This is a genomic window from Cryobacterium sp. Hz7, assembly GCF_004402815.1.
GTDB classification, from domain to species: Bacteria; Actinomycetota; Actinomycetes; order Actinomycetales; family Microbacteriaceae; genus Cryobacterium; species Cryobacterium sandaracinum.
In genome coordinates this window covers 25,294-42,189 of record NZ_SOFB01000026.1, presented here as the reverse complement: position 1 = coordinate 42,189, position 16,896 = coordinate 25,294, and the positions used below count along the sequence as shown (strand labels likewise).

At 68.6% G+C, this 16,896-nt stretch carries 13 protein-coding genes; 3 read left to right on the top strand and 10 right to left on the bottom strand.

Annotated elements, in window-relative coordinates; translation table 11 throughout:
• Nucleotides 1–184: 184 nt before the first annotated feature.
• From rraA to E3N86_RS06115, 7 genes are all read right to left on the bottom strand, one after another.
• A complete protein-coding gene (rraA, locus tag E3N86_RS06145) occupies nucleotides 185–649 on the bottom strand; it encodes a ribonuclease E activity regulator RraA (protein ID WP_104099347.1) in 465 nt (154 codons plus the stop codon).
• 99 nt (nucleotides 650–748) lie between these two features.
• On the bottom strand, nucleotides 749–1,858 hold the full coding sequence (menC, locus tag E3N86_RS06140) for an o-succinylbenzoate synthase (protein WP_104099346.1): 1,110 nt from the start codon (nucleotides 1,856–1,858) through the stop codon (nucleotides 749–751).
• Between the two features lie 183 nt (nucleotides 1,859–2,041).
• A complete protein-coding gene (locus E3N86_RS06135) occupies nucleotides 2,042–4,312 on the bottom strand; it encodes an alpha-galactosidase (protein ID WP_134401114.1) in 2,271 nt (756 codons plus the stop codon).
• Nucleotides 4,313–4,325: 13 nt separating this feature from the next.
• Complete coding sequence (locus E3N86_RS06130) at nucleotides 4,326–5,657, bottom strand: extracellular solute-binding protein (RefSeq protein WP_134511564.1); 1,332 nt, start codon at nucleotides 5,655–5,657, stop codon at nucleotides 4,326–4,328.
• Between the two features lie 54 nt (nucleotides 5,658–5,711).
• The gene (locus E3N86_RS06125) at nucleotides 5,712–6,629 is read right to left on the bottom strand and encodes a carbohydrate ABC transporter permease (protein ID WP_370295342.1); all 918 of its coding nucleotides are present in this window, start codon (nucleotides 6,627–6,629) and stop codon (nucleotides 5,712–5,714) included.
• Nucleotides 6,626–7,588 carry a carbohydrate ABC transporter permease gene (locus tag E3N86_RS06120; RefSeq protein ID WP_104099343.1) on the bottom strand — a complete coding sequence of 321 codons (963 nt, stop codon included), beginning with the start codon at nucleotides 7,586–7,588 and terminating at the stop codon, nucleotides 6,626–6,628. Before E3N86_RS06120 ends, E3N86_RS06125 begins: the two co-directional genes overlap by 4 nt.
• Nucleotides 7,585–9,621, bottom strand: coding sequence for a beta-galactosidase (locus E3N86_RS06115; protein WP_134511563.1), 2,037 nt, complete (start codon nucleotides 9,619–9,621; stop codon nucleotides 7,585–7,587). Before E3N86_RS06115 ends, E3N86_RS06120 begins: the two co-directional genes overlap by 4 nt.
• A gap of 192 nt (nucleotides 9,622–9,813) precedes the next feature.
• Here E3N86_RS06115 and E3N86_RS06110 point away from each other — a divergent pair, with 192 nt between their 5' ends.
• The 3 genes from E3N86_RS06110 (at nucleotide 9,814) to E3N86_RS06100 (ending at nucleotide 12,379) form a co-directional block, all read left to right on the top strand.
• Nucleotides 9,814–10,836, top strand: coding sequence for a LacI family DNA-binding transcriptional regulator (locus tag E3N86_RS06110; protein ID WP_134511562.1), 1,023 nt, complete (start codon nucleotides 9,814–9,816; stop codon nucleotides 10,834–10,836).
• Between the two features lie 401 nt (nucleotides 10,837–11,237).
• Nucleotides 11,238–11,507, top strand: coding sequence for an acylphosphatase (locus E3N86_RS06105; RefSeq protein ID WP_104099340.1), 270 nt, complete (start codon nucleotides 11,238–11,240; stop codon nucleotides 11,505–11,507).
• A gap of 155 nt (nucleotides 11,508–11,662) precedes the next feature.
• A complete protein-coding gene (locus E3N86_RS06100; RefSeq protein WP_134401116.1) occupies nucleotides 11,663–12,379 on the top strand; it encodes a Pr6Pr family membrane protein in 717 nt (238 codons plus the stop codon).
• On the opposite strand, the gene E3N86_RS06095 is transcribed toward E3N86_RS06100, so the two are convergent.
• The 3 genes from E3N86_RS06095 to E3N86_RS17805 all read right to left on the bottom strand — a co-directional run bounded on the left by E3N86_RS06095 (nucleotide 12,366) and on the right by E3N86_RS17805 (nucleotide 16,858).
• A complete protein-coding gene (locus E3N86_RS06095; protein WP_134511561.1) occupies nucleotides 12,366–12,653 on the bottom strand; it encodes a hypothetical protein in 288 nt (95 codons plus the stop codon). The genes E3N86_RS06100 and E3N86_RS06095 overlap by 14 nt on opposite strands.
• 344 nt (nucleotides 12,654–12,997) lie before the next feature.
• Nucleotides 12,998–14,449 carry an NAD(P)/FAD-dependent oxidoreductase gene (locus E3N86_RS06090; protein WP_134511560.1) on the bottom strand — a complete coding sequence of 484 codons (1,452 nt, stop codon included), beginning with the start codon at nucleotides 14,447–14,449 and terminating at the stop codon, nucleotides 12,998–13,000.
• 348 nt (nucleotides 14,450–14,797) lie between these two features.
• A complete protein-coding gene (locus E3N86_RS17805) occupies nucleotides 14,798–16,858 on the bottom strand; it encodes a methyltransferase (RefSeq protein WP_241985962.1) in 2,061 nt (686 codons plus the stop codon).
• Nucleotides 16,859–16,896: the final 38 nt, after the last annotated feature.

Genomic DNA, 16,896 nt, shown 5'->3' with positions numbered 1-16,896 from the left:
CTCGCAGATGGTGACAAGGCGACCGGTGACGAAGTACCGTTGCCGAGTAGGTCTGAAATTGCGTACGCAGAACGAACAACAATGACGTCGGCCCCCCCCGCACCAGCGGCTCCACCTGAGTGAAGTTCCTCGGGTGGCGCCGCGCGTCTTGCCCGGGCGCGTGCTGTGTCGCGTCCGCTGGGCGTCACCGCTCGACGAGGATCCCGTCTTCGTCGCAGTAGATCGTGCGGCCGGGGGTGAACGTCACGCCGGCGAACCGGGCGACGGCATCCGTGACTCCAGCGCCGGCCTTCGAGCTCTTGCGCGGGTTGCTGCCGAGGGCCTTCACGCCCAGCGGCATCCCTCCGATGGCCACCCGGTCGCGGATCGCACCGTTGATCACCACGCCGGCCCAGCCGTTCTGCACCGCGAGGTCGGCGATCATGTCGCCCATCAGCGCCGTATTCAGCGAGCCGCCGCCGTCGATGACGAGCACCTCTCCGGCGGCGGGCGTCGACAGCACCGACTTGAGCAGGGCGTTGTCCTCGAAGCAGGTCACGGTGCGGATCGGGCCGCTGAACCGGGCGAGGCCACCCAGGTTCAGGAACTGGAGCGAAACGGATTGCAGGTCTTCCCCGCGCTGGTCGTACAGGTCGGCGGTCAACAGCATTGGTGTCCTCCAGGGGTCCGGTGCGGTGCAGGCTTTCTCCCTCAGGCTAGCTGCTCGCTCAGGCTCGCTGCGCTGCGGGACATCCGTCAGCCGTCAGGTCTAAAATCTGATGTCAGTGACGGATGCCGTGACGCCGGCCAGCACATCGGTCAGCACCTCCACGCCGATGCCCGGTCCCGTGGGAACGCGCAGGTGCCCGTTCTCGAGCACGAACGGCGCGGTCAGGTCCTGTTCGTAGTATCGGCTGGAGGCCGAGGTGTCCCCCGGCAGCACGAAGTTCGGCAGCCCGGCCAGGGCCACATTCGCCGCCCGGCCGATTCCGGTTTCAAGCATTCCGCCGCACCAGACGGGCACACCGTGCGCGGCCGCCACATCGTGGATGCGACGGGCCTCCAGGTAGCCGCCCACCCGCGCCGGCTTGACGTTGATGATGCTGCAGGCACCGAGGGTGATGGCAGTGGCCGCATCCCGGGCCGATTCGATCGACTCGTCGAGGCAGATGGGGGTTCTGATCCGTTTCGCCAGGTTGGCGTGGCCGAGCAGGTCGTCCTCCTTCAGCGGCTGCTCCACCAGGAGCAGGTCGAATGGGTCGAGCCGGGCGAGGTGACGGGCATCCGCGAGGGTATATGCGGTGTTCGCGTCGACCTGCAGCAGCAGCTCCTCGCCGAAGCGCTCGCGCACGGCACGCACCGGCTCGAGGTCCCAACCGGGCTCGATCTTGAGCTTGATCCGAAGGTAGCCCTCCTCCAGGTAGCCGGCCACGGCCTCGAGCAGCTCGTCGATCGAGTCCATGATGCCCACCGACACACCGGCCGGCACCGTGTCGCGCACGGCGCCGAGGTAGCCGCCGAACGAGATGTCGGCCTCCTTCAGCTGCGCGTCGAGGATGGCCGTTTCCAGCGCGGCCTTGGACATCGCGTGCCCCTTCACCGGCTCCACGGCCCCGGCGACGCGTTCGGCGGTGAGCCGGTCGCCGAGCGCCTGCAGCCTCGGGATCAGGTGGTCGCGAATCACGAGGTCGCTGCCGTCGAGGAACTCCGAGCTGTAAAGCGGACTCGTATCGGCGGCGCACTCGGCCCAGCCCTCGGCATCCGCGGTGGTCACCCGCACGATCGTGACCGCCCGCTCGGTCGACGTGCCGAACGAGGTGCGGAAGGGCCGCACGAGGGGAATGTGCACGCGCCGCAGTTCGATGTTCTCGATTTTCATGACAGTTCCTTCGGTACGAGGGTGCCCCGCGGAGGCGGTCTCCCCGAGGCGAGTGCTTCGATGAGAGTACTGCCCGAGGCTGGTTTTTCGGTGCCGCAACCCGACCGCAACCGGGCGAAACCTGCCACGACATGCACCGCCCACCTGCTCGGCCCGGGTGACGGATGCCTGGTCGGTGACTGCTCAGCGGCGGCCGTCGACCGCGTCGACGGTGAAGAGCGCGGCCTGCTCCGGGGCGAGCAGCGGCGCGGGCAGCCCGACGAGAGCGAGCACAGCTCCGGTCAGCGTCACTGAACCGTCGGTACCAAAAGCACCGGCGGCACCGGACGAGCCCGGCTCCGCCAGCCAGGCCGGCGGGGCATCCTGGATCGTGCGCGGGGGCACGCCGAGCGAAAGCGGTGCCACCCGGTAGCGCCGCTCGGGCGCGAGACCGGGGAACCGCATCCGCTCCGGCAGTGCCGCGCGCGGGGCGGCGAGCGCCACCTGGGCGAACAGGGCCGAGTTCTGGTCGGGCGAGACGACACCGTGCAGCTCGAGGGCCGGGTCGCTGGGGTCGGCCCGAACGACGACACCGGAGTGCAGCAGCGGCCGCAGCTGCTTGTAGCGGGCGATCCAGGTGGCGATCTGCACCCGCTCGGACTCGTTCGCGCGGGTCAGGTCCCACTCGATGCCGGCGCTGCCGAACAGGGCGGTCGCCAGCCGGAAACTGAGCTCGGAGGTGCGCCCGGTGGTGTGTGCGGTGGCCGCGCCGAGATGCCCGCCGAGGTACTCCGGCGGTAGGAGCACGCTCGAGTACCGCTGGATCTGCTGCCGCTCGAGCGGGTCGTTGGTGTCGCTGGTCCAGACCCGATCGACGCGCTCGAGAATTCCGAGATCGACCCGGGCTCCCCCCGACGCGCAGGACTCGATCTCGACGCCCGGGTGCTCGGCACGCACGGCATCGATGAGCCGGTACAGCGCCACCGTCTGCCGGTGGGCGGAGCCGGCCAGCAGGTCGCGATTGTGGTCCCACTTCAGGTAGGCGATGGGGTACTCGTTGAGCAGGGCGGTGAGGCGGGCGAACACCCAGCCGAAGGCATCCGGGTTGCCGAGGTCGAGCACGCGCTGGAACCGCCAGGTCAGCGCCGGCGACGAAACACCGACGGATGCCGAACCAATACCGGCCCCAGAACCCCCGACACCAGCCGCGTCCACCCCGCCGAGCACCCACTCCGGGTGCGCGCGGGCGACGTCCGAGTCGGCGCTGACCATTTCGGGTTCGACCCAGAGACCGAAGTCCATGCCGGCCGCGTGCACATGCTCGATCAGCGGGTGCAATCCGCCGGGCCAGGTGACCGGGTCGACGAACCAGTCTCCGAGGGCCCGCCGGTCGTCCGAGCGGCCGGTGAACCAGCCGTCGTCGAGCACGAAGCGCTCCACCCCGACCACGGCCGCCGCGTCGGCCAGGCGGGCCAGAGTCGTCAGGTCGTGGTCAAAGTACACGGCCTCCCAGGTGTTCAGCACGACCGGGCGGTGCCCGGTGATGGTCGACCAGGAACGGACCCACGGATGCAGCCGCGCCGAGAGCCCGTCCAGCCCGGCAGCCGAGTACACGGCCACCGTCCACGGGGTGGTGTGGCTCGCGCCGGGGGCCACTCTCAGCTCGCCGGGTGCCAGCAGCTCGCCGCTGCCGAGCGCCGAGTAGCCCAGCGCGCTGTTCTCGGCCCAGACGTGTTTGTCGCCGCTCCAGGCCAAGTGGGTGGCCCATACCTCGCCGGTGCGGAAGCCGAACCCGGGCGTTCCGGCCGCCATCAGATAGGAATCGTCGTGGCCGGGGCGGCCGTGACGGGACTCCCGGCTCCACACGCCGTGGCCGAGCGTACTGCGCTGCGGCCGACGCTCGTGGGTCCACAGCCCGGTGAAGTCAAGCAGTTCCCCGGCGCGGTCGGGCACCGGCAGGATGACGTCGAGCGAGCCAAGCTCGAAGGGTGCGGAGGCAGGGTCGTCACCGGTGTTGGTGAGGGTGTGGCGCAGTCGCAGCACACCCTCGACCGAGAGTTCGAGGTCGGTGCGCACGGTCACCCGGGCCGCGGCATCCGTCAGAAAGATCGTCAGGGCCTGTGTGCCGGGCAGCGTGCGGCCGGAGGCAGACGGCACGCCCGCCCGTACACCGCCCGACTGAACCTCGGTGAGGCGCAGATCGAGGGCCACGCCGCCGCACCCACCGGGCCGGAACCCGCTCACGCCCGGACGCCCGCTCCAGCCTGCCGCGAGGGTGGGCAGTAGCGAGAGCCGCAGGGGCACGTCGATCGAACTCGGCGAGATGGCCGGCACGGATGCGTCGGCCAGCGTTTCCAGCAGTTCACCGTTCAGGTCACCCAGGTCGGCACCCCAGTGCACGATGACGGGCACGCCCGTGCCGCGGGCATCCAGCACAAGGCTGGTGCCCGCGGCACGGAGGTAGGGAATCGACACAGTGGAGCTGATGCTACTTGGTGACCGGGATCGACTGAGCCTCGAGAGCGTCGATCGTGCTCTGCTGGGCGCTCGTGAGAGCATCCGTCAGAGTTCCGCTACCGGTGACGGCACCCTTGAAGCCGTCGGAGGTGTCGTTGTAGACCTGTGTCATGGTCGGGCCCCAGATGAAGTCGGGCGAGACGTGATCGGATGCCTCGGCGAACACGTCGTAGATGGCCTGGCCGCCGTAGAACTCGACGCCTTCCTTGAGGGCCGGCAGTTCGAGGCCGCTCTTGGCGGCCGGGTACAGGTTGGCCGACTTGTTCAGCATCGTGAGCGCCTCGTCAGAGGTGTTCAGCCACAGCGCGAACTGGGCCGCCTCGTAGGGGTGCTCGGAGCCCTTGAAGACTGCGGTGGACGAGCCACCCCAGTTGCCGGCGGCGTTCTCGCCGGCAGCCCACTGCGGGGAGAGGGCGACGGACCAGTTGCCGGCGGTGTCCGGAGCGCCGCTGGCGATGGAGTTCGCACCCCAGGCTGCGGAGTTCCAGGTCCAGTTGGATCCGGAGTTGTAGGCGTTGTTCCACTCGTCGGTCCACGGCGGGTTGGTCGAGACGAGGTCGCGGTCGATCAGGTCCTGCCAGTAGTCGGCGACCTTGACCGACTCGGGGCTGGTCAGGTCGATGGTCCAGTTCTCGCCGTCGTTCTCGAACCAGCTTCCCCCGGCCTGCCAGACGAATCCGGCGAACTGGTTGATGTCACTCTGCGAGAAGTTGGTGATGTAGTCGCCGGTGGCGCGCACGGCTTCGGCGGCAACCGCGAATTCTTCCCAGGTGGTCGGGATCGCGATGTTGTTGGCGGCGAAGAGGTCGGCACGGTAGAACATCGCCATGGGCCCGGCGTCCTGCGGCACCGCGTAGGCTGCGTCTTCTTCACCGAAGTTGACCTGTCCCCAGGTCCAGTCCACGAAGTCGTCCTTGGCGTCGAGAACACCCTCACAGGCGGCGAGGTCCATCAGGCCGTCCTGCACGCGGAAGTTCGGGAGGGCGTCGTATTCAATCTGGCCGAGGTCGGGCGCGTTGCCGGCCTTGAGCTGGTTGAAGAAGTTCTGGTACGTGCCGCCGTTGCCGTTCGGGCCGGTCTGCACCTTTACCTGAACGTCGGGGTTCTCCTCATTCCAGACTGCGGCGACGTCTTCCATCCCGGGGATCCAGGTGGTGAACGTGAGGTCGACCTTGCCCTCGGAGGGTTCGCAGGCGGCGGCGTCGCCACCACCGGACGTGCTCGAGCCCGACGCACAGCCGGTCAGAACGACCGTGGCTGCGGTGAGCAAGGCGACGGCGGCTGCTCTCTTCTTGATCTGCATTGTTCTTCTTTTCTCTTGGGGGTGGGGGTGGTGCAGCTAGGGGGGTGAGGCCGGCTACTTCACCGAACCGGCGCTGAGGCCGTTTCGCCAGAAGCGCTGGAGCAGCAGGAAGATGATGATCAGCGGGATGATCGACAGCAGGGCGCCGATCAGAACGTAATCGCGCAGCACGGGGATCTGGTTGACCTGCGAGTTCCAGGCGTAGAGGCCGAGCGTGACCGGGAACAGGGTCTCGTCGCGCAGCATGATCAGCGGCAGGAAAAAGTTGTTCCAGATGGCGACGAACTGGAAGAGGAAGACGGTGACCAGGGCCGGCACCATCATCCGCACCGAGACCGTGAAGAAGGTGCGCAGTTCGCCGGCGCCGTCGAGGCGGGCGGCCTCGATCAGCTCGTCGGGAACGCTGGCCGACGCGTAGATGCGGGAGAGGTAGACCCCGAACGGGCTGACCAGGCTGGGCAGGAACACCGACCAGAACGTGTTGGTCAGGCTGATCTGGCTGAAGATCAGGAACAGCGGCAGAGCCAGCGCCGTGGCGGGTACGAGCACCCCGCCGAGCACGACGTTGAAGATCAGTTCGCGTCCCGGGAAGTTGTACTTGGCCAGTGCGTACCCGCACATTCCGGCGATGATCGTGCCCATGAGGGCACCGCCACCGGCGTACAGCGCGCTGTTGAGCATCCACTTGAGGTAGACGCCGTCGCGGTAGGCCACCAGGTTTCCGATGTTCTCGAACAGGGAGAAGTCGGCGAACCAGAGCGGGTTCGTGCTGTTGAACTGGGATCGGTTCTTCGAGGCCGCGACCAGCAGCCACCAGATCGGCACCAGGAAGTAGATCGTGAAGACGCCCATGACGACCATGGCGCTGACCCGGGCGAACGGGCTCTCGCGCTGGGCGCGCGGTGCCTTCGCCTCGGTTGAACGGATGCCGCGAGCCGGCTTGGCGGGGGTGGTGGGGGTCAGGGTGCTCACTTGGCTTCCTTACGCTGCGTGAACTTCAGGAACGTGAAGGAGAGGATGAACGTGGCCAGGGCCAGCACAACGGAGAACGCGGCGGCCAGGTTGAAGTTCGGGATCGACGAGGTGGAGTACACCGTCAGGTTCGGGGTGAACGTGCTGGTCACGGCCGAGCTGAAGCTGCGGAAGACCTGCGGTTCGGCGAGCAGCTGCAGGGTGCCGATGATCGAGAAAATGGCGGTCAGGATGATCGCCGGCATGATCAGCGGAATCTTGACCGACCAGGCGATGCGCAGCTGGCCGGCGCCGTCGAGGCGGGCGGCCTCGTAGAGTTCGGTCGGGATCGCCAGCAGCGCGGAGTAGATGATGAGCATGTTGTAGCCCACGAACACCCAGGTGACGACGTTGGCGATGGCCCAGAGCACGAGATCGGCCGAGAGGAAGTTGATGTTCTCGGTGACGGCGCGAAACGGCGACAGATTGGGTGAGTAGAGGTAGCCCCACATGATCGCGGCGATGACGCCGGGGACCGCGTAGGGGACGAAGAACGCCAGCCGGAAGAATCTCTTGCCGCGCACGAGCGGCGAGTCCAGCAACAGGGCGAACAGCAGCGCGAGACCGAGCATGATCGGAACCTGCACGGCGCCGAAGGCGAGCACCCGGGTGATCGACTCCCAGAACGGCCCATTCTGGAACACCAGGATGTACTGGGTCAGTCCGCCGAAGACCTCGGTGGCCTGGCCGAAGGTGCCCTCGCGCTCGATCACGAGCAGTGACTGGTAGATCGCGTAGCCGATCGGGACGAGGTAGAACAGGGCGAACAGGGTGCCGAACGGCAGCACGAACGCGAGGATCGCGCCCGTGTGCTGCACGCGGGGCTTCGCTCCGGGGGCCTTGGCTGGCTTGGCGGCGCGGGGTCTCTTTCGGGCAGCGCTGCCCGGGGCATCCGTCAGGGGAACGGCAGGTGCGCTCATGATGAGGGGTCCTCTCTAATCACGCGGACGGCTCCGGCCGGCACGCGCACGATTCGACCGACGGGTTCGTCGGTGACGAGCTCGTGGCCGGCGGCCGGAAGCTCGACGTCGCCCGAACCGTGGTTGATGATGAACAGATAGCTGTGGGTGGAGCTCACACGGCGCACGACCTCGATGGCTCCGGTGCGCTCCGGGCCGACCGCGGTGACCCGAGCCTCCTGGGCGATCCTGCGCAGGACGTCCCGCAGGGCGCCGGCCTCCAGCGCGGTGGCGACGTACCAGGCGGTGCCGCCTCCGTGCCGGTTGCGGGTGATGGCGGGGATGCCGGGCAGCGGCCCGTCGATGTAGCTCGCGACCACCTCGGCGGTGTCGACGCGCAGGCGTTCGCTCCACAGGCTCGCGGCGGCGCCGGTGTCGAGAGCGAGAACGTGGGAGGGCAGCAGCGGAGAGAACTCCTCCACCGTGATGCCGAGGATCTCGCGGAACGCGCCGGGGTAACCGCCGGTGCGCACCCGGTCGTCTACGTCGACGATGCCGCTGAAGAAGGTGATCAGGGCGTGGCCGCCGGCGGCGACGTAGGCGTTGAGATTCTCGGCCTGCGCGTCCGAGACCAGGTAGAGGCACGGGACGACGACGAGGCGGTAGCCCGAGAGGTCGGCATCCGGGGAGACGATGTCGACCGTGACGCCGAGTTCGTGCAGGGCCGCGTAGGCGGCGTGCACCTGGTCGAGGTAGCGCACAGCGTGGGACGGACGGGATTCGCCGTCGCCTGCCCACCAGGATTCCCAGCTGAAGATGATCGCGGCATCCGCGACGACCCGGCTGCCGGTGACCTCGGCAAGACGATCCAGGGTTGCGCCCAGGGCCACGACCTCGCGCCAGAGCACGGTGTCGGTGCCGGCGTGGGGCACCAGGGCGGAGTGGAATTTCTCCGACCCCTGCGGGGAGGCGCGCCACTGGAAGAAGCAGACGCCGTCCGCACCGCGGGCGACGTGGGCGAGGGAGTTGCGGGTCATTTCGCCGGGCGCCTTGGCCAGGTTGTGCGGCTGCCAGTTGACGGCACCGGCGGCCTGTTCCATCAGGAGCCAGGGCTCACCCTGGGCGAGCCCGCGGGTGAGGTCCGCGGCGAAGGCGAGCTCGGTGGCCGGGTCGGCGAGGCGGTGGTCGAGGTAGTGGTCGTTGGCGACGATGTCCATGTCGCCGGCCCAGGCCCAGTAGTCGAGGTTGCGGATGTGCGCGGTGACCATGAAGTTGGTGGTCACGGCCACGTTCGAGTGGCGGCGCAGCACCGCGCTCTCGCGGCGATAGTAGTCGAGCAGTTCGGCGGAGCTGAACCGGTGGAAGTCGAGCACCTGGCCGGGGTTGTGGCTGGACAGCGTGAGCCGCGGGGTGAGGATCTCGGCCCACTGGCCGTACCGCTGGCTCCAGAAGGAGGTACCCCAGGCTGCGTTGAGAGCATCGATGGTGCCGTAACGCGCCTGAAGCCAGAGACGGAACGCGGCGGCGGTGTCGTCGCAGTAACAGAGCGCGTTGTGGCAGCCCAATTCGTTGGACACGTGCCAGAGGGCGATGGCCGGGTGGTGGCCGTACCGCTCGGCGACCTTTTCGACCAGGGCCAGCGCGTGCTCACGGAACACGGCCGAGCTCGGGCACCAGGCCTGGCGACCGCCGGGGAAACGGGTCGTGCCGTCGTCGGCGACCGGAAGGATCTCGGGGTGAAGTGTGGTCAGCCACGGCGGCGGCGACGAGGTGCCGGTGCCGAGGTTGACCCGGATCCCGTTGGCGTGGAGCAGCTCGATGATCGTGTCGAGGGTGTCGAAGTCGTACTCGCCCGCACGCGGCTCGAGGTGCGACCAGCCGAAGATGTTGATGGCCACCAGGTCGACGCCGGCCTCGCGCATGAGGCGCACGTCCTCGGCCCAGGTCTCGGGACCCCACTGCTCCGGGTTGTAGTCACAGCCGTAGGCGATGCCCTCGTGCACGAACGGGTGGGCCGGGGCCGCACCGTTCGAAGTGGCTGCTCGCGAGTTCATGTACTCCCTGACTGTGGCGTGCACTTCGTGGTGACGACACCGTGGTGACGACTCTGTGCTAAGTGTTCTGTGAACGTGCACAGAGTCGGGAGAAAAACTCGCCGTTGGGTTTTCTGTGAACGTACACAGAGTATGTATCTCCCGGCGGTCGTGTCAAGCGCGGAGTGTGTGCGAGAGCGTTACAGTTATCGAATGGTGACAATTCCGTCTCGACGCAAACGCGCGACGATCCACGACGTAGCCGTGGAAGCCGGAGTCTCCCGCGGCACGGTCAGCCGGGTCGTGAACGACGAGCCCTACGTCTCGGCGTCGGCCCGCATCGCCATCGAGGCGGCCATCGAGAAGGTCGGCTATGTGCCGAACAATGCCGCCCGAAGCCTGGTCATGCAGCGCTCGGAGGCCGTCGGTTTCATCGTGCACGAGCCGCACTCCCTGTTTTTGGACGACCCCAACATCGGCGGAATCCTACTCGGCGCCAACACCGTGCTCTCCCGCGCCGACTACCAGATGGTCAGCCTGGTCATCGACTCCCAGCGCGACACCGAGCGCGTCGCCCGCTACCTCAGCGGCGGTTTCGTCGACGGGGTCGTCATCGTCTCCGCTCGCCAGGAAGACCCGATCACCCGGGTGATCGAGAAGCTGCGCCTTCCGGCCGCCTTCGTGGGACATCCGCCCGACCTGCGCCAGCTTCCCTTCGTGGGCATCGACAACCGGGCGTCGGCGCGCGCCATCACCGAACGCCTCATGCAGACCGGCCGCACGCGCATCGGCATGATTGCCGCCGCGCTCGACCGCGACTCCGGCGCCGACCGTCTGGCCGGCTTCACGGATGCCCTCGGCGACCGCTTCGACCCGGCTCTCGTGGCCCGCGTTCCGCTGTACACCTTCACCGACGGGACCCTCGGCATGCGTGCGCTGCTTCAGCGTGACCCGCTGATCGACGGCGTGTTCGCCGCCTCCGACGCGGTCGCGGCCGGAGCCATGGAGGCGCTGCGCCATGCCGGGCGCACCATTCCCGGAGACGTCGGCATCGTCGGCTTCGACGACAGCTCCTGGGCGCTGCGCACCCAGCCGCACCTGTCCACCGTGCACCAGCCCGCCTTCGGCCTCGGTGAGCGGGCGGCCGAGTGCGTGCTGGGCCAGTTGCGCGGCGAAGAGCAGCCGGCCGAGGGCATCCTGCTCGAGACTCCGATCGTCTGGCGTGACTCCGCCTGAATCGGGGGTTGGCGGTGCAGGGCCATGGCGGCAGCATCTGGCTTCGGGCTGGCCGGAGCACTCCGGCTGCGCGTCTCCCCCACCGCGCGTGGCCAACCCCCACCGCGCGTGGCTAACTCCCACCCCGCGTGGCTAACCCCACCCCGCGTGGCTAACCCCCACCCCGCGTGGCTAACCCCACACCGCGTGGCTAACCCCACCCCGCGTGGCTAACTCCCACACCGCGTGGCTAACTCAGGAGAATGCTCGGGCCGGTTAGGGGCATCCGCGTGTTTCCGTGGGATTTTCGGTGCACGACGGATGCCCGCGCTGGATCTCCTGAGTTAGCCACAGCGCGGGTTGGTGAACGGGTCGGGTGAACGATGGATGCGGGCTCGCCTGCGGCGGGGCACACTGGAAGCATGGTTCGCAAGCAGGTTGTCGTGCGCGGGGTGGTGCAGGGAGTCGGGTTCCGCTACTACACCCAGACCGAGGCGCGCCGACTCGGGCTCGCGGGTCATGTGCGCAACCGCGGGGACGGTGCGGTGGAGGTCGAGCTGGAGGGCGACGCGGCAACCGTCTGGGTGATGCTCTCGTGGCTGCAGCACGGCCCGCCGTCGGCCCGGGTCGAGGCGGTCGAGGTCACCACGATTCCGCCGCTCGGCGAGACCGGGTTCCGGATCGGCTTCTGAGCGGAACGGCCGGCTGAGCGGCGGCATCCGGTTGATACCGAGGTCAGCGGGCACCCGACCGGCTGGCGTAGCGTGGGAGCATGTGCGCGCGAGCTGCCGATCCCGCTCGGACGGACCCCCCGAAGCGCGTTCACTCGGCGGCGACGAGATCGGGCGTGCGCGCACTCACTGCGGCACCCGTACGCCGGGCCCTCGCCCGAACTTCTCGGACGCAGCCCGTGCACACCGTGCGCCGCGGGTTCGGCATCGGCCGCTTGCTCCTCGCCGGCCTGGGCGTGGTGGCCCTCGCCGGCTACTTCGATTACGTGCTCGGTTTCGCCACGTTTCAGATCTACAACTACTTCAGCTATTTCACCGTGCAGAGCGGTATGGCCGCGATCGTCGCCTTCGCCGCTGCCGCATTCGTCGCATTTCGGCACACGACCGACCCACCCTGGCTGAACTGGTTCCGGTTGCTTGTGACGACCTACATCACCGTCTCCGGGATCGTATTCCTGACCATCGTCATCCAGTCCTCCTCGCTGGACTACACGATCGAGGTGCCCTGGTCGAGCCAGTTGCTGCACTTCTGGATTCCCACGATCGCACTCCTTGACTGGCTGACGGATGCCGGCAAGGCCCGCCTGCCCTGGAAAATCCTGGTCTGGGTTCTCGTGGTGCCCTCGATCTGGGGAGTGTTCACGCTCATCCGCGGGTCGATCGTGGGGTGGTACCCGTATTTCTTCCTCGACCCGGTGCAGGTGCGCGGCCCGCTCGAGACCGTGATCTACTGCCTGGTCGCGCTGCTGCTCTTCACCGCGATCGCCGCCGTACTCACGGCCACGTCGCGGCTGCCCCCGCGGGCGCAGGGGCGCGAACCTACAGCGGCGTGAAGGTGTATTCGCTGGTCAGGTGCCCGCCCCGGCAGGCGCCGCAGTGGAGCACCCCGGATGCCCGCATCGCGAGGACCCGGGGTGTGCATTGCACGACCTTGGTGCCGCAGCACGGCGAGACCACCAGGTAGGCACCGGGGGCGGTGGGTTGGTGCCCGTTCAGGCCACGAATGTGGTGAGTGCCTTCACAGGGCAGGTCAGGGTCGACGTCCAGAAGGACGACGGATTCGCGGTCGATGTCGATGTCGATGTCGATGTCGAGGAGGATATCCATGGGGAGCACAGCAATCGCACGGTCAAGCAGAAAAGTGGAGCAGTCGCGGGCGGGGGTGGTGCATCCCGGTGACGACCGCACTGGGATGGCCGGCGGAACGAGCCCGGCCTGGAACGGGGGCATCCACCCGTCAGGAATCCGTCGGCAAGGCCAGTCCGGGTAACGACTGGACCTCTGGGCGCTGCACCACGACGGGCTGCGACTGCATGAGAACGTGCCCCGAGTGGGAGCCAGAATTCATCGACTGGACGTTGGCAGGTGGGTACACCACGAATCTCAGAATTAAGACGGGTGGACAATCGCGAGGCGCCGGCCGGGGATTCGGGGAGCGGCGTGGTGCGGACCTACTCCGTGGTCGGGTTGTCGGTCGGCACGGCCGAGTAGAACGGCTCGAGGCTGCTCAAGGCGGCGGCGAGGAACTCGTCGTCGTCGACCTCCGCGAGGCGCAGAGCGGTCTCCGCCGCAACCAGGCCCACCAGCACCGGTTCGCCGGTGAGCGGAACCATGTTGATCCAGACGCGGAAGTCGTCGTCGCCGCCGACCGTGGACCAGAGCGGGGCATCCGTGTCCCAGAACGGCTTGTCGAATTGCAGCCAGATCTTGTCGAGCGTGCCCATGCCCAGGGCCGAGATGGCACCGCGGTGCGTGAAGGGCAGCGGCGGGTCGAACTCCATCACTTTGGTCTTCAGAACCCCCAGCGGCACGGTGACGACGACCCGGTCGGCGGAGAGCGACTCGCCGGTGCCGAGCCGGAGGCTGGTGCCGGCTTCGCTGTAGGCGATTTTGGTGACCACGCTCGACCCGAGCATGTCGATGCCGTCGCTGAGGTCGGTAAGCAGGGTGGCGAAGCCGCCCAGCACGATACGGTCCTCGCCGGGGTCGGTGTCAGGGTCGGCCTGGGGGTTGGCGTCCGAGTACCAGGAGGACTGCTCCGGAACGGGGCCCCCTGCCAGTGGGTCGAGCACCACCGTGATCTGGTAGTCGAGCCAGTCGGCGTCGGAAACGCCGGTGTCGGCATCCGTCGTCGAGAGCTTGGAGGCCCCCGAATCGGCGAGGGACTGCGCGATGGACACGTCGGTGGGCTGCTCGGCGGCCCAGGCCAGCGCCGTGGCGACCGCCTGCGCGCCGGTGTCGGGCACCTCCACGACCGTGCCGGCCGCGGTGCGGGCCTCCGGCGGATCGGTGAAGGGGGCCGTGGCGACGCCGCGGTCGGTGAGGTCCTCGTCGAGGGTGGTCTGGCCGGTGCGCCGGACGAAAGCCGCGCCGAGCTCGATCGGGAATGGCCAGTCCTTGTCGGTGACGGTGTCGATGCGGCCGCCGATGCGGTCGCGGGCCTCGACCAGGAACACGTCGAAGCCGGCGTCCTGCAGGTCTCGGGCCGCGGTGAGTCCGGCGATTCCGGCGCCGATCACGGCGATGCGCTCCCCCGGGCGCGCCGCTGCGAGCACGTCGCGGGCGGCGCGCTTCCCTGAATCGCGGGCGCCCTGCACCGTGCCCGGCGCGTCGGTGGAGGTGGCCTCACCGGCGAAGAAGAGGCGGTCGTCGACGGGCTGGCCGAGCGCGGCGCGCTGCTCGGGCGTGGCGCCCACCGCGGGGTAACTGAAGGAGCCGCGGGCGAACGGGTCGGCCGACCAGGACGTGCGGCGCATGGCCGCCGGCTTCGGGACGAGCGAGGGTGTCGACGTCGGCTTGGGCGTGACGGGTGCCGAGGGCCGCGGAGTCGGCGTCACGCACGCGGTGAGCGCGACCAGGCTCAGGCCGGAGACTGAGCCGAGCAGAAAGGTTCGTCGTTTCATCGCTGTGTCGGCACCAGGTATGGCGCCGACGTCCTCCTCTCCGAGCGGGCCGGGCAGTACGACCAAGCTACCGCAGAGCCGGGTGAAGTGGCCGGTCGGGTGGGGGTGGAGTGGGGTCTGCGCACGTTACTTCGGAGATTGTCGCGACACGCGGCATCCCACCCTGAAATACGGCGTTTCGCGAAAATCTCCGAGTTTGCGTTCGCCGGTGACGCGGTGGCGGTCTAGCGTGCGCTGGTGGCGGTCTAGCGTGCGTTGGTGGCGGGCGGGGTCCTCGTCAGCGCGTCAGCTCACAGCACGTGGCTGGCAGCACGTGGCTGGCAGCAGACGATGGCAGCACACAGCACGTCAGGCGAGCCGATGCTGCAGGAAGCCGTCCTCGAGCAGCTCCCGCACGCGCGGGAGCAGGTCCGCGGCGAGTTCGCGCTCATCGACGTCGAGCAGTTGGGCCAGCGCAGCGACGATCGAGCCGACGTCGAGCTCACCGTCAGAGGCGCCGACCAGGGCGGCGAGGCCGGTGTCCAGCGCGATCAACCGGCCGAAGCCGGTGCCCTGGTGCAGCGTCATCAGGGTGGGGTCCTCCTGGCCGGGCCAGTAGTGCCGTACCTCGGTGACATCGGATGCGACGGCGAGCCGCGCGCGGGCGAGGCGGGCGTCATCCGTTGCCGCGTGCCAGTCGTGGGCGGCGAGGCAAGCGGCAAGATGGCTGCCCATGCCTCCTGGATTGTGGCCGAGGGTGCCGGGGAGGCGTTCGAGCCGACGGAAGGTGGGGGTGCCGGCGGCCGGGCGGCGCAGCAGCATGTAGCCGAAGCCGACCTGACTCACGCCGCGCGCCGCGAAGTCGTCGAGCCAGGCCCCGTAGAGGCGGTCGAAGTCGGCGGTGTCGGAGCGGGTGCCGCCGTCGCGGATCCACGTCTCGGCGTAGAGCGTGGGGGCCTGCACCTCGCGTTCGATGATCCAGGCGTCGAGTGCGGCGGCATCCGTGGCCTGCACGGTCTCCTGCTGGCCCCCGTGCGCACCCTCGGCACCGGCCCCCGCGGCACCCTCCGCCCCGGCGGCACCCTCCGCCCCGGGCGTGTGCGAATTCGACGGAGATTCTGCTCCCAGAGGGGCCAAACGCGCCGAATTCAGGCTGTTTGGGGCAAAATCTCCGTCGAATTCGTCAGGGCGCAGCGGGGCGGAAGCTGGCGATGCAGGGGATGCGACAGGGGTGACAGGGGTGACAGGGGTGACAGGGGTGACAGGAGTGACAGGAGTGACAGGAGTGACAGGAGTGACAGGAGTGACAGGAGTGACAGGAGTGACAGGAGTGACAGGAGTGACAGGAGTGACAGGAGTGACAGGAGTGACAGGAGTGACAGGAGTGACAGGGGTGACAGGAGTGACAGGAGTGACAGGGGTGACAGGGGCGACAGGGGTGACAGGGGTGACAGGGGCGGCGAGCCAGGCGGCCAGACGCTCGAAGGCATCCTGGCCGGCGTGGTACTCCCAGTTCCCGAGCAGCTGGGCGACGCCGCCGGGGGTGAGATGTTCGGCAGCGCCGCGCACGACCGCCTCGACGAGCGCGTCGCCGACCAGGCCGCCGTCGCGGTATTCGTAGGCCGGCACACCCGGCACACGCGGGGTGATCACGAACGGAGGGTTGGAGATGATGTGGTCGAAGCGCTCCCCCGCGACCGGTTCGAACAGGCTCCCGAGGCGAAACTCGATATTCCCGATCTCGTTCAGCTCGGCGTTGAGCGCGGCAAGCTCCAGGGCTCGCACCGAGATGTCGGTGGCTACCACCCGGTCGGCGTGCCGGGACGCGTGCATGGCCTGGATTCCGCATCCGGTGCCCAGGTCGAGGGCGTTGGCCACCGGGGTCGGGATCAGGAGCCCGGTCAATGTGAGGGATGCCCCACCCACCCCGAGCACATGGCTTTCGCCGAGCGGGCGGCCGAGTGCGAGCTCTCCCAGGTCGGACACGATCCACCAGCTTCCGGCGCCATGCGCGTCGACGAAGCTGTAGGGCCGCAGTTCGAGGAGCGGGCGGAGGGTTCCGGCCGCACCGGATGCGACAGGGCCGACACCCGGAAGGACATCGGCGTCGACATCGGCGTCGACACCGGCGTCGACGGATACCGCGAGGCCGAGCTCCTCGGCCCCGGCGGCACCCAGCGCGGGGAGGGCGACATCGAGATCCGCACGGTCGACGGGCAGGCCGAGAACGAACAGGCGAGCCAGTGTGGCGCAGGGTTCGGCGTGCCCGAGCCTCTCCCGGAGACCGTCCAGCCCCCGAAGCGCCGGGACCCGCTGGTTGCGGCGCAACGCGGCATCCGCTTCGATCCCCCACAGGCCAGTGAGGGCCGAGACCGAGAAGTTGGCGGCGGCGAGGTCGGCGCGAAGCCGGTCGATCAGTGCAGAAGTCACCCGTCTATTCAACTGCACCGGCTGCCGGACCGGCCGCC